Genomic DNA, 12847 nt, shown 5'->3' on the forward strand with positions numbered 1-12847 from the left:
CGCTGAGTACGTCTCGTGCGTCATTGACCAATGGGCAGTTCTGGCATTCCAGCACGGCGGCCTGCGCTCTTCCAAACAGTGGTACGCGGGGGTTACACGTGATGTAAGCCCCCGATAAAACGGTCATAAAGAGCGAGGCCCGTCAAAAGACGGGGCGTTCGTGCGCGCAGCGAGACCAGTTGACCGCGACGCGTGTCGATACCACCCGATTCCTCTGCCGAAACGTTATGAACGGCGGAGCCGACCGTGTCAAAGGACACAGACGGCTCCGTCCCGTCTACGACAACTGCCGTAGAGCCCTGCCGACTTGGCTGCGACCGCTTGCGTACCTACCGCAACCGCGCCATCAGCGCATGCTCGACCAGCGTGATCAGGGCACTCTTCGCGTCGGCGCGGTGCCGGGCGTCGGTCGTGATGATCGGGGTGTCCGGGCCGATCTGCAGCGCCTCCCGCACCTCGTCCGGCGAGTAGGGCTGCTGGCCGTCGAAGCCGTTGAGTGCGACGACGAACGGCAGACCGCTGTTCTCGAAGTAGTCCACCGCAGGGAAGCAGTCGGCCAGCCGGCGGGTGTCGCACAGCACGACCGCGCCGATGGCGCCGCGCACCAGGTCGTCCCACATGAACCAGAAGCGGTCCTGGCCGGGCGTGCCGAACAGGTACAGGATCAGGTCCTGGTCGAGCGTGATGCGTCCGAAGTCCATGGCGACCGTGGTGGTCGTCTTGTCCCCGGCGTGTGTGAGGTCGTCGATCCCGGCGCTGGCGGAGGTCATCACGGCCTCCGTGCGCAGGGGGTTGATCTCGGAGACGGCGCCCACGAACGTGGTCTTGCCGACGCCGAAGCCGCCGGCCACCACGATCTTCGCGGAGGTGGTCGCCCGCCCTCCGTCAGAGCTTTCGAAGTCCACTGAGCACCCTTTCGAGCAGTGTCACGTCCGGCGCACCGCCGTTGTTCTCGTCGCCGCCCGGCTGGTGAACCGCGACGAGGCCGGCCTCCGCGAGGTCCGCGACCAGGATCCGGGCCACCCCCAGCGGCATGGCCAGCAGGGCCGACACCTCGGCCACCGATTTCACCTCGCGGCACAGGTGGCAGATGCGCTGGTGCTCGGGAAGGAGCCCCATGAGCGCTGCCGGATCGGCCGTCGTGCTGATCAGCGCCTCGATGGCGAGCTGGTAGCGCGGCCTGGTCCGGCCGCCGGTCATCGCGTAGGGACGTACCAGCGGCTGGTCGCCCTCGTCCTCGTACGGCTCCGCGTACGGATCATGAGAGGCGGTGGGCGGGGTCATGAATCCTCCGGGCGGGACAGCAGGTCGGTCAGTCGTGCCGTCTGACGAGGCCGGTGGGGGGATTGTGGCGGCCGGACGGTGATTTGGTAACACGGGTGGTGCCGGGGCCGATCAGTGGAGCAGACTTCCTTGTAGCTCAGCGCGCAGGTCGGGCGTGAGCACGGCGCCCGCGCGGTCGACCAGGAGCGCCATCTCGTAGCCGACGAGGCCGATGTCGCACTCCGGGTGGGCGAGGACGGCCAGGGACGAGCCGTCCGAGACGGACATGAGGAAGAGGAACCCGCGTTCCATCTCCACCACCGTCTGTGCGACGTTGCCGCCCTCGAAGATCCGGGACGCCCCGGCGGTCAGCGAGGTCAGGCCCGAGGCGACGGCCGCGAGCTGGTCCGCGCGGTCGCGCGGGAAGCCCTCCGACATCGCCAGGAGGAGTCCGTCGGCGGACACGACGACGGTGTGGGACACCCCCGGGGTGTTGTCCACGAAATTCGTGATCAACCAGTTGAGGTTCTGTGCCGCCTGGCTCATCGGGCTCAACTAACGCTCCTGCTGGTGAGTGGGCCGCGGGTAGCTGCCGGTCTGGTTGGTACCGGCCTGACGGCCCTGTGCGATTCCCCGACGGAGATTGGTCAGCCGGCCGCGAACGTCGTCGGGCGCGCGCGAGACCTGCGGACCGTTCTGGTTCGACTGCTGCTGAGCCGTGCCCGGGACCAGGTTGGCCCGGGGCACCCGGCGCGGCAGGCCGGAGGTGGTGACCCCGCCCGCGGCCGGCTGCCGGACGCGCTCGGCCTGCCGGACGAGGTCGTCGTTCGGCGAGCTGCGCCAGGCGGAGGCGGCGGGCCGCTGGGGGGCCGCCGGGTTCTGGGGCTGGACGGCCTGCGGCTCCGGGGCCGTGGCGGGGGCGTTGTGCTGATCCCGCGCCTCACGGTCGCCGTGGAACCAGTTGGTCTCCAGCGTGTCGTACAGCGGTGTACGGCCGTCGCCGGGGCCGGAGGCCGGGGGCAGTGCCCAGCCGTCGTTCGGCCGCTGCGCGGCGGTCCCGATCTGGGGCTCCTGAGCGGCGGGACGCTGCTGCGGAACGGGCGGCTGCGGGGCGGCGAAGTCGTTGCCGCCGTGCGTGCCGCCGGCCTGCGGGCGTTCGAACTGGCCGGTGGTGGCCGGGGTCTGGCGCTCCGGCAGGCGGTGCTGCCCGGTCGAGCCGTTGCCGTAGCCCTGGGCGCCGGTGAAGCCGCCGGTCGAGGCCGGGTCGTTCGGACCCGCCTGGCCCGGCTGTCCGCCGAACACGTCCGAGCGGACGAAGGTGCCGTTCTGCTGCGGGGCGGCCGGCTCGGGCCGCGCGAACTGGTCGTCGTGCGGGGCGCTCGTGCCGTACTGGTCCTGACCGAACGGGTCCTGGGCCGGCTGGGCGAACTGGCCGGTGCTCTGCGGGTCCTCCTGGCGCGGCGCCGGGGCGTCGAAGTCCGGACGGGCGAACTCGGCGGTGGCGCCGGGACCCTGGACCTCGCCGAGGCGGGGGACCGCCGGCATCTCCGTGGTCGAGCCGGGACCCTGCCGGTCGTCGTGGCGCGGCTTGCGGTCCGTACGGCCGCTGTCCGGCTCCTCGTGGCCGCGCGGGCCGTCGAGCGAGGCGCGCGGCACGGACGGCTGCGCGTTCTCGTCGCTCCAGCTGGGCGTGCGGGGCTGCGGGTTGCCGCCGGGCAGCTCGGCCCGCGGTCCGCCGCGCGGCGGCAGCTGCGGACGGCGGCCCTGCTCGCCGTCGGCGTTGCCCCGGCGCTTCCCGCGCTGCGGGGGCGCGGAGGGACCGCGTCCGCCGCCGAACATGTCCTGGCCCTGCGGCGCGTTGCCCTGCGGCGCGTTCATGCCCGCGGCCTGAAGGCCCTGCGGAGCACCGGGCGCCTGTCCGGCGCCGGCCGGGGCCGGCCGGTTCTGCTGCCCGGGGCCCGCGGGGGACTGCTGCCCGGGGGCCTGGGGTCCGCGCGCGCCGCCCGGCGCACCCGGGCGACCGCCCGCGTCGCGCCCCGGCAGTGCGGCCCGCGGTCCCTGGCCGGCCGCGAGCCGGCCGCCGCCCGGCGCACCGGCGCCGAGGGCACCGCCACCACCGAAGGCGCCGCCGCCCTGGCCGCCACCGCGCCGGGCCGCCGCGACACCCGCGGCGGCCTGGGCCGCGGCCGGACCGCCGTTGCCGGCGCCCTGCTGACCCTGCTTGGGCTGCGGCTTGCGGCCGCCCTGGGCGACGTCCACGGGCAGCATGACCAGCGCGGTCGTACCGCCGGAGTCGGACGGACGCAGCTGGATGCGGATGCCGTGGCGCTGCGAGAGGCGGCCGACCACGAACAGACCCATGCGGCGGGAGACGGAGACGTCCACGGTGGGCGGCGCGGCGAGCCGCTCGTTGATCGCGGCGAGGTCCTCGGGGGAGAGACCGATACCGGTGTCGTGGATCTCGATCAGCACCCGCCCGTCGGGCAGCGCGTGACCGGTGACCTTGACCTTGGTCTGCGGGGAGGAGAACGAGGTCGCGTTCTCCAGCAGCTCGGCGAGCAGGTGCACGAGGTCGTTGACCACTCGGCCGGCGACCTCGGTGGTCGGCACGGAGGACAGCTCGATGCGCTCGTACTGCTCCACCTCGGAGGCGGCGGCACGGAGCACGTCGACCAGCGGGACCGGCCGGGTCCAGCGCCGGCCCGGCTCCTCACCGGCGAGGACGAGGAGGTTCTCACCGTTACGGCGCATGCGCGTCGCGAGGTGGTCGAGCTTGAAGAGCGAGGAGAGCTGGTCCGGGTCGGCCTCGCGGGACTCCAGTTCGGAGATGAGCGAGAGCTGACGCTGGATGAGGCCCTGGGAGCGGCGCGAGAGGTTGGTGAACATCGCGTTGACGTTGCCCCGCAGCAGGGCCTGCTCGGCGGCGAGGCGGACGGCCTCGCGGTGCACGTCGTCGAAGGCCGCGGCCACTCGGCCGATCTCGTCCCGGGAGTGCACGCCGACCGACTCCACCGAGGTGTCGACGTCCTGCGGGTCGGTCTCGGAGAGCTGCTTGACCAGCTCGGGCAGGCGGTCCTGGGCGACCTTGGTCGCGGCGTCCTCCAGCCGGCGCAGCGAGCGGATCATGGAGCGGGCCACGACGAAGGCGCCGACCAGGGAGACACCGAGCACCAGCAGGATCACGACACCCGAGATGATCGCCTCGCGCTCGGACTCGCTGCGCAGCTCACGGGCCTGCTGCTCCATGTCCTCCAGCAGCTTCAGCTCGATGTTCTTCATCTGCTGGATCTTGGTGGAGCTGTCGTCCAGCCAGTCCTGGTAGGACCGCACCTTCAGGTCCGCCAGGCCGTTGGTCTGGCCCAGGGCCCGGCTCGCGTACTGGTCGGACGACTCGATCACCGGGTTGCCCTCGGAGATCGGCTTGAGCAGCTCCTCGGCGCCGTCGCCGTAGATGCTGGTGAAGCTGCGGATCTCGGACGACTGGCTCTGCAGCGCCGACTGCGCGTAGAGCCGGTCGTTCTCCGCGAGGTCCGGCTTGCTGGTGGTGTTCGCGGGGAGCGCCGCCGCGAGGGCCGCGCGCTGGATGGACGCGTACTCCTTGGCCGAGGAGAACGACGCCAGGGCGCGCGTGCGCTGGATCATCTCGGGGTTGCTGGTCGCCTCCGCCATGTCCTGCGAGAGGTCGAGCAGGTGGGTGATCAGGCGGTGGTAGGCCTCGATGGTCTGGGTCGAGTTGCCCTCGGCCTCGTAGGCGGTGCTGCGGATCCGCTCCAGGTCGTTCAGGTCGCCGGCGAGGCCGACGAGGCTGTCGCGGACGCCGACGAGGTTGCCGTCCTTGCTGGCGGCGTCGATCGCCTCGGAGCTGTCGAGGAAGTTCTTGCGGGCCCGGTCGGTCTTCTCCCGGTCGCCCTTGACGGCGATCGCGCCGGACGACGAGCCGTGCGCCAGTGGACCGGCGGACTGGTCGCGCTCCTCCTGGAGCGCGGCGGCCAGCTCGGTGGCCTGCTTGGTCATCTCCGTCAGCAGCTTCATGTTGTCGAGCTGCTGGATGTCGTCCATCGACTGGCTGATGCGCATCGCGCCCAGCGAGGTGGCCGCGACCACCGGGAGCGCGAGCAGTGACACCAGACGGGTGGAGATCCGCCAGTTGCGCAGGGCTATTCGCGGGCCGGGGCCGGTCGAGCCCTTGGCCGGCTTCACGGGCGGCTGCTGGCCGGAAGCGGGGGAGGCCGCGCCCTGGCCGGGGCGCCCGGTGCCGTCCCCGTTGCCGCTCGACTGGGCCTGACCCGGGTTCTGGGCGTGCTGGGGCGAGGAGCTGACGGCCTTGGGGCCAGTCCCGCCGTGCTGCGGCTCCGGCTCCGCCGAAGCGCTGCCATCCCTCTTGAAACGTCCCTGCACTAGCGTCGCAACCTCTGGACCAGGCACCCGGCCGCGTGAACGACTGGGCACGGTGTCGGCGTCATAGGGGCGCCCTGAATACGCCCCCGTGGTGGTCGTGAGTGACCGGCGCTGGTTCCCCCTTCTCGCCGCCGCTCGGCGCTGGTGTGCGCCCCCTGTGCGCCGGCTAGATCCCGCAGCGGTCCGTGGAATTCCAGCACAGTGCCGGATCTCCAACAAGGCCCGTGGGGCAGGCCGTGACAGAGGTGACAGCACGTGAGGGTCGAGTCACCGGACGTAGAAAATGATCAACAATAAAAGGGACGTATGCCCCCGATTCGCCGATGCGGAGAGGGTGTCCCAGTCGACATGATCAGGAGCGGAATGATGGCTTCAGGTGGGCAATGTCGGTTTCGTCAGGGTGCTGCGTGAGCCGGAATTGACCGGTTTGACCCTTGATAAGTGAGCAAACTCACACGGCGATCATGAGCCCCGCCCGGGGAGGCGGGGAATCGCATGTTTAGCCTGACGCTTTACAGAGAAGGCAAAACCGACAACCCGCGCCCTCGCAGGGGTTCTTGCACCCCTCCGGCGCCCGGACACGACAAGGTTCCGTACAACCGTGAAGACGACGATGATGTTCCACAAGATCGCCAACCCGCGGCGCACGACGCTGGCGCACCTCGGCGGTGCCGACGAACTGCAGACGCCGGAGCAGCCGGAGCACGCCGTCGAGCTGCCCGCCCAGACCGCCAACCCCCGCCGCACGGTCCTCATGGAGATGCCGGTCGGAGCCTCCGCCGCAGAGTAGTACGCCGGCCGGCCGCCGCACGTTCAGCCGGCCGCACGGAACACCGGGGCGCCCGCGCCACGACAACCCCTCCACCCGGGGCACGTCGGTAATGCGCGAGGCGCCCGTCCTTTGCCGCGTTAGCCTGGAGCGTCAGACTCCAGCCAGCTCAGCGAGGGGCCAAGCAACCCGTGCGCATCGCCAGGTTCTCCATCGACGGGAACGTCGCCTTCGGCGCGGTCGAGGGCGACCAGCCGGACCAGCTCGTCCTGGACATCATCAAGGGCATCCCGTTCGCGGACTTCGAGCTCTCCGGCACCAAGGTGCCCCTGAGCAAGGTGCGGCTGCTGCCGCCCGTCCTCCCCAACAAGGTCGTCGCCTTCGGCCGCAACTACGCCGAACACGCCCGTGAACTCGGCAACGAGGTGCCCGACGCCCCGTTCGCCTTCTTCAAGCCGTCCACCTCGGTCATCGGCCCCGGCGACGCCATCCAGTACCCCTCCTTCTCCGAGGAACTGCACCACGAGGCCGAGCTCGCCGTCGTCATCGGCCGCATGTGCCGCGAGGTCCCGCGCGACCGCGTCAAGGACGTGATCTTCGGCTACACGTGCGCCAACGACGTCACCGCCCGCGACGTGCAGCGCCGCGAGAAGCAGTGGGCCAGGGCCAAGGGCTTCGACTCCTCCTGCCCGCTGGGCCCCTGGGTGGAGACGGACATCGACATCGCGGCCGCGGCCGACCTGACCATCCAGCTGACGGTCAACGGCGAACAGCGCCAGCTCGGCCGCACCAGCGAGATGATCCACTCCATCGAGGACCTGGTCGTCAACATCTCCGAGGCCATGACGCTGCTCCCCGGCGACGTGATCCTCACGGGCACCCCGGCTGGGGTCGGCCCCCTCAACGTCGGCGACGAGGTCGCCGTCACCATCGAAGGCATCGGCACTCTCACCAACAAGGTTGTCAAGCGTGGCTAGCGCACCCGGCTCCCCAGTACGCGTCCGATTCTGTCCGTCCCCCACCGGTAACCCCCACGTGGGCCTGGTCCGCACCGCCCTGTTCAACTGGGCGTTCGCCCGGCACCACCAGGGCACGCTGGTCTTCCGCATCGAGGACACCGACGCGGCCCGCGACTCCGAGGAGTCGTACAACCAGCTCCTGGACGCGATGCGCTGGCTGGGCTTCGACTGGGACGAGGGCCCCGAGGTCGGCGGCCCGCACCCGCCGTACCGCCAGTCGCAGCGCATGGACATCTACCGGGACGTCGCCGCCAAGCTCCTGGACGCCGGCCACGCCTACCGCTGCTACTGCTCGCAGGAGGAGCTGGACGCCCGCCGCGAGGCCGCCCGCGCCGCCGGCAAGCCCTCCGGCTACGACGGCCACTGCCGCGACCTGAGCGACGCGCAGGTCGAGGAGTACAAGGCCCAGGGCCGCGAGCCCATCGTCCGCTTCCGGATGCCCGACGAGACGATCACCTTCACGGACCTGGTCCGCGGCGAGATCACCTACCTCCCGGAGAACGTCCCGGACTACGGCATCGTCCGCGCCAACGGCGCCCCTCTCTACACGCTCGTCAACCCGGTCGACGACGCCCTGATGGAGATCACCCACGTCCTGCGCGGCGAGGACCTGCTCTCCTCCACCCCGCGCCAGATCGCCCTGTACAAGGCGCTGATCGAGCTGGGCGTCGCCAAGGAGATCCCCGCCTTCGGCCACCTGCCGTACGTCATGGGCGAGGGCAACAAGAAGCTCTCCAAGCGCGACCCGCAGTCGAGCCTGAACCTCTACCGCGAGCGCGGCTTCCTCCCCGAGGGTCTGCTCAACTACCTCTCCCTGCTCGGCTGGTCGCTCTCCGCCGACCAGGACATCTTCACGATCGACGAGATGGTCGCGGCCTTCGACGTCACCGACGTCCAGCCCAACCCGGCCCGCTTCGACCTGAAGAAGTGCGAGGCGATCAACGGCGACCACATCCGCATGCTCGAGGTGAAGGACTTCACCGAGCGCTGCCGCCCGTGGCTGAAGGCCCCCGTCGCCCCCTGGGCGCCCGAGGACTTCGACGAGGCGAAGTGGCAGGCGATCGCGCCGCACGCGCAGACCCGCCTGAAGGTCCTCTCCGAGATCACGGACAACGTCGACTTCCTGTTCCTGCCGGAGCCGGTCTTCGACGAGGCGTCCTGGACCAAGGCCATGAAGGAGGGGTCGGACGCCCTGCTCCGCACCGCCCGCGAGAAGCTGGACGCGGCCGACTGGACGTCCCCCGAGTCCCTGAAGGAGGCCGTCCTGGCCGCCGGCGAGGCCCACGGCCTCAAGCTCGGCAAGGCCCAGGCCCCGGTCCGCGTCGCCGTCACCGGCCGCACGGTCGGCCTGCCCCTCTTCGAGTCCCTGGAGGTCCTGGGCAAGGAGAAGGCGCTGGCCCGGATCGACGCGGCGCTGGCGAGGCTCGCGGCCTGACACCGCCCGCACCCGCGCCTTCGGGGCGGCTCCCGGACTCCGGGGCCGCCCCTCGCGCGTTCCTGGAGCCGTCCCTTCGCCGTACGGCCGGACGCGGCGGGCCCGGCGGCGTTACCGTCGGATCATGAGCATTCGCGCCGTGGTCTGGGACGTGGACGACACCCTCTTCGACTACACCACCGCCGACCGCGAGGGCATGCGCGCCCACCTGGTGGCGGAGGGACTGCTCGCCGGGTACGGGACGGCCGAGGAGGCCCTGGCGCGCTGGCGGGAGATCACCGACCAGCAGTGGGCCAGATTCGCGGCCGGCGAAGTCGACTTCGTCACACAGCGCCGCGACCGCACCCGGGTCTTCCTGGGCCGGCCGGAGCTGACGGATGCCGAGGCCGACGACTGGTTCCAGCGCTACGTCACGCACTACGAGGCCGCCTGGTCCCTCTTCCCGGACGTGATGCCCGTCCTGGACGCCCTCGCCGACAGCCACCGGCACGCGGTGCTCTCCAACTCCAGCCTCACCGTCCAGGACCGCAAACTGCGCGTCCTCGGGGTGCACGACCGCTTCGAGGCCATCCTGTGCGCCGCCGAGCTGGGCGTCTCCAAGCCCGAGCCCGGCGCCTTCCTCGCGGCCTGCGACGCCCTCTCCCTCGCCCCGCGGGAGGTCGCCTACGTCGGCGACCACCCGGAGATCGACGGCCGAGGCGCCGCCGACGCCGGGCTGCTCTCGGTCTGGATCGACCGTGGCGGCGCCTGTGCGACCCTCGACCCGCCCGCCGGACCGCGCCGTATCGCGTCGCTCTCCGAACTCCCGGCGCTCCTCGGCGCCGATACCCGTTTTGGAGCCCCGTCCACCTTCGGGTAATGTTCTTTCTGCGCCGCCGGGGAGCGGGCCGAAAGGGCCGGGAACCGGAAGCGCGAAGCTAGAACAAGATCCCCTCAGGGGCTTGCGTTCCAGTGGCCTATGGTGTAATTGGCAGCACGACTGATTCTGGTTCAGTTAGTCTAGGTTCGAGTCCTGGTAGGCCAGCTCGCAGAGCTTATCTGCACCGCGGAGAACATCCGCAAAGCCCCCGTTGTGTAGCGGCCTAGCACGCCGCCCTCTCAAGGCGGTAGCGCCGGTTCGAATCCGGTCGGGGGTACAGATCCTTCCCGCGGGGACGGTCAGGGTAGCTCCCACCGACCCCGATGCAGGATCGCTAGGGCCCCCGTTGTGTAGCGGCCTAGCACGCCGCCCTCTCAAGGCGGTAGCGCCGGTTCGAATCCGGTCGGGGGTACAAACTGGTCTAAACCACATTGGTCTATGGTGTAATTGGCAGCACGACTGATTCTGGTTCAGTTAGTCTAGGTTCGAGTCCTGGTAGACCAGCTCGGATCTGCGGCGATGCAGTATTCAACGCCCGCAAGATCCTCGCCCCCGTTGTGTAGCGGCCTAGCACGCCGCCCTCTCAAGGCGGTAGCGCCGGTTCGAATCCGGTCGGGGGTACGAGTCCGAAGGGGGCTCCCACTCAGGTGGGAGCCCCCTTCGGCGTTCGGCTCCGAGAAGCGCTCAGTGCTCAGGGGCGAACAGGCAGGGCCCGCCGCGGCGTTGAGGCGGGCCCGTTGCCGGTCACGTACCCGGAGCGGGTCAGCCCGTGCGGCGCAGGGCCTCGGAGAGGCGGCCGGCGGCGTCGATGACCGCCTGGGCGTGCATCCGGCCCGGGTGGCGGGTCAGGCGCTCGATGGGGCCGGAGACGGAGACGGCGGCCACCACGCGGTTGGAGGGGCCGCGCACGGGCGCGGAGACGGACGCGACGCCCGGTTCCCGCTCGCCGATCGACTGGGCCCAGCCCCGGCGCCGTACGCCGGACAGGGCCGTCGCCGTGAAGCGGGCGCCCTGGAGGCCGCGGTGGAGGCGCTCGGGCTCCTCCCAGGCCATGAGGATCTGCGCCGAGGAACCGGCCTTCATCGTGAGCGTCGAGCCGACCGGGACCGTGTCCCTGAGGCCGGACAGGCGCTCGGCCGCGGCGACGCAGATGCGCATGTCGCCCTGGCGGCGGTAGAGCTGGGCGCTCTCGCCCGTCACGTCACGGAGGTGGGTGAGCACCGGGCCCGCCGTGGCGAGCAGGCGGTCCTCGCCGGCCGCCGCGGCCAGCTCGGCCAGGCGCGGGCCGAGAATGAAACGGCCCTGCATGTCGCGCGCCACCATGCGGTGGTGTTCCAGTGCCACGGCCAGGCGGTGGGCCGTGGGTCGTGCCAGTCCGGTCGCCGCGACCAACCCCGCGAGGGTGGCCGGGCCGGACTCCAGAGCGCTCAGGACGAGGGCCGCCTTGTCCAGAACGCCGACGCCGCTACTGTTGTCCATGCAACGATACTCCCGTCTCACTCTGTGAAACGCAAGTTCAATTTTCCGTGGAACCCGCCACTCTTGGTGGCAGGAAGTCACAGCGGCCCGTGACGAAAGGGCCTGGTGGCGGTTGCCCGGAAACACAGGGGTGCGGGCGCCGCTTCCCCAAGATCTCTAGTTGGGCCGTCGCGTTGTCGCCGGCCGGAGGGAAAGCGATGGGTAGGACACTCGCGGAGAAGGTCTGGGACGACCATGTCGTCCGGCGCGCCGAGGGCGAGCCCGACCTCCTCTTCATCGATCTGCACCTGCTGCACGAGGTGACCAGCCCGCAGGCCTTCGACGGCCTCCGCAAGAGCGGCCGCCCGGTGCGGCGGCTCGACCTGACCATCGCCACCGAGGACCACAACACCCCGACCCTCGACATCGACAAGCCCATCGCGGACCCGGTCTCCCGGGCCCAGCTGGAGACGCTGCGCAAGAACTGCGCGGACTTCGGCGTCCGGCTGCACCCGCTGGGCGACGTCGAGCAGGGCGTCGTGCACGTCGTCGGCCCGCAGCTGGGCCTGACCCAGCCCGGCACCACCGTGGTCTGCGGCGACTCCCACACCTCCACGCACGGCGCCTTCGGCGCGCTGGCGTTCGGCATCGGCACCTCCCAGGTCGAGCACGTGCTGGCCACCCAGACGCTGCCCATGGCCCGCCCGAAGACCATGGCGATCACCGTCAACGGCGAACTGCCCGAGGGCGTCACGGCCAAGGACCTGATCCTCGCCATCATCGCGAAGATCGGCACCGGCGGCGGCCAGGGCTACATCCTGGAGTACCGGGGCGAGGCCATCGAGAAGCTCTCGATGGAGGCCCGGATGACCATCTGCAACATGTCCATCGAGGCCGGCGCCCGCGCGGGCATGATCGCCCCCGACGAGACCACCTTCGCCTACCTCCAGGGCCGTCCGCACGCCCCCGAGGGCGCCGACTGGGACGCGGCGGTGGAGTACTGGAAGACGCTGCGCACCGACGACGACGCCGAGTTCGACGCCGAGGTGGTCATCGAGGCCGCCGAGCTGTCGCCGTTCGTCACCTGGGGCACCAACCCGGGCCAGGGCGCGCCGCTTTCCGCCGCCGTCCCCGACCCGGCTTCGTACGAAGACGCCTCGGAGCGCTTCGCCGCCGAAAAGGCCCTGGAGTACATGGGGTTGGAGGCCGGGCAGCCGCTGCGCTCCATCAAGGTGGACACCGTCTTCGTAGGTTCCTGCACCAACGGCCGCATCGAGGACCTGCGCGCCGCCGCCGAGATCGTCAAGGACCGCAAAGTCGCCGACGGCGTGCGGATGCTGGTCGTCCCCGGGTCCGCGCGGGTGGGCCTGCAGGCCGTCTCCGAGGGCCTGGACGTGGTCTTCAAGGAGGCCGGCGCCGAATGGCGGCACGCGGGCTGCTCCATGTGCCTGGGCATGAACCCGGACCAGCTCGCCCCCGGTGAGCGCTCCGCGTCCACCTCCAACCGCAACTTCGAGGGACGGCAGGGCAAGGGCGGCCGCACCCACCTGGTGTCGCCGCAGGTCGCGGCCGCGACGGCGGTCCTGGGCCACCTGGCCTCCCCGGCCGACCTGTCCGCCGACGTCCCCACGCCCGCTGGAGTCTGA

10 protein-coding genes and 5 tRNA genes are annotated in these 12847 nt (G+C 71.0%); 10 read left to right on the forward strand and 5 right to left on the reverse strand.

Annotation, left to right across the window (positions count from 1 at the left end; all coding sequences use genetic code 11):
• Window positions 1-329 precede the first annotated feature (329 nt).
• The 4 genes from ACLIN4_RS25210 to ACLIN4_RS25225 form a co-directional block, all read right to left on the reverse strand.
• Window positions 330-905, reverse strand: a complete 576-nt coding sequence (locus ACLIN4_RS25210) for a GTP-binding protein (RefSeq protein ID WP_003973455.1) — start codon at window positions 903-905, stop codon at window positions 330-332.
• Window positions 886-1284, reverse strand: coding sequence for a DUF742 domain-containing protein (locus ACLIN4_RS25215; RefSeq protein ID WP_019328729.1), 399 nt, complete (start codon window positions 1282-1284; stop codon window positions 886-888). The genes ACLIN4_RS25210 and ACLIN4_RS25215 overlap by 20 nt, the downstream gene beginning before the upstream one ends.
• A gap of 111 nt (window positions 1285-1395) precedes the next feature.
• Window positions 1396-1809 carry a roadblock/LC7 domain-containing protein gene (locus ACLIN4_RS25220; protein WP_003973453.1) on the reverse strand — a complete coding sequence of 138 codons (414 nt, stop codon included), beginning with the start codon at window positions 1807-1809 and terminating at the stop codon, window positions 1396-1398.
• Window positions 1810-1818: 9 nt separating this feature from the next.
• Entirely contained in the window at window positions 1819-5661 is a 3843-nt protein-coding gene (locus tag ACLIN4_RS25225; RefSeq protein WP_411576255.1) for a nitrate- and nitrite sensing domain-containing protein, read from the reverse strand.
• Window positions 5662-6262: 601 nt separating this feature from the next.
• Here ACLIN4_RS25225 and ACLIN4_RS25230 point away from each other — a divergent pair.
• The 9 genes from ACLIN4_RS25230 to ACLIN4_RS25270 all read left to right on the forward strand — a co-directional run bounded on the left by ACLIN4_RS25230 (window position 6263) and on the right by ACLIN4_RS25270 (window position 10364).
• Window positions 6263-6451, forward strand: coding sequence for a hypothetical protein (locus ACLIN4_RS25230; RefSeq protein ID WP_179342456.1), 189 nt, complete (start codon window positions 6263-6265; stop codon window positions 6449-6451).
• A 170-nt stretch (window positions 6452-6621) separates the two neighbouring features.
• Complete coding sequence (locus ACLIN4_RS25235; protein ID WP_100049608.1) at window positions 6622-7407, forward strand: fumarylacetoacetate hydrolase family protein; 786 nt, start codon at window positions 6622-6624, stop codon at window positions 7405-7407.
• Window positions 7400-8884: a glutamate--tRNA ligase gene (gltX, locus tag ACLIN4_RS25240; RefSeq protein ID WP_100049609.1), complete on the forward strand. Its 1485-nt coding sequence runs from the start codon at window positions 7400-7402 to the stop codon at window positions 8882-8884. The genes ACLIN4_RS25235 and gltX overlap by 8 nt, the downstream gene beginning before the upstream one ends.
• Before the next feature lie 124 nt (window positions 8885-9008).
• Complete coding sequence (locus ACLIN4_RS25245) at window positions 9009-9743, forward strand: HAD family hydrolase (RefSeq protein ID WP_107477926.1); 735 nt, start codon at window positions 9009-9011, stop codon at window positions 9741-9743.
• Between the two features lie 93 nt (window positions 9744-9836).
• Window positions 9837-9908 (forward strand) — tRNA-Gln (locus ACLIN4_RS25250).
• Window positions 9909-9947: 39 nt separating this feature from the next.
• Window positions 9948-10020 (forward strand) — tRNA-Glu (locus ACLIN4_RS25255).
• 62 nt (window positions 10021-10082) lie between these two features.
• Window positions 10083-10155: transfer RNA gene (locus ACLIN4_RS25260), tRNA-Glu, on the forward strand.
• A gap of 20 nt (window positions 10156-10175) precedes the next feature.
• Window positions 10176-10247 (forward strand) — tRNA-Gln (locus ACLIN4_RS25265).
• Between the two features lie 44 nt (window positions 10248-10291).
• A tRNA-Glu gene (locus ACLIN4_RS25270) sits at window positions 10292-10364 on the forward strand.
• 141 nt (window positions 10365-10505) lie between these two features.
• On the opposite strand, the gene ndgR is transcribed toward ACLIN4_RS25270, so the two are convergent.
• The gene (gene ndgR, locus ACLIN4_RS25275) at window positions 10506-11222 is read right to left on the reverse strand and encodes an IclR family transcriptional regulator NdgR (protein WP_010984119.1); all 717 of its coding nucleotides are present in this window, start codon (window positions 11220-11222) and stop codon (window positions 10506-10508) included.
• Between the two features lie 197 nt (window positions 11223-11419).
• On the opposite strand from ndgR, the gene leuC reads away from it, so the two are divergent.
• Window positions 11420-12847: a 3-isopropylmalate dehydratase large subunit gene (gene leuC / locus ACLIN4_RS25280; RefSeq protein ID WP_043379519.1), complete on the forward strand. Its 1428-nt coding sequence runs from the start codon at window positions 11420-11422 to the stop codon at window positions 12845-12847.

The organism is Streptomyces mutabilis (assembly GCF_046628145.1).
In the GTDB taxonomy this organism is placed as follows: Bacteria; Actinomycetota; Actinomycetes; order Streptomycetales; family Streptomycetaceae; genus Streptomyces; species Streptomyces mutabilis.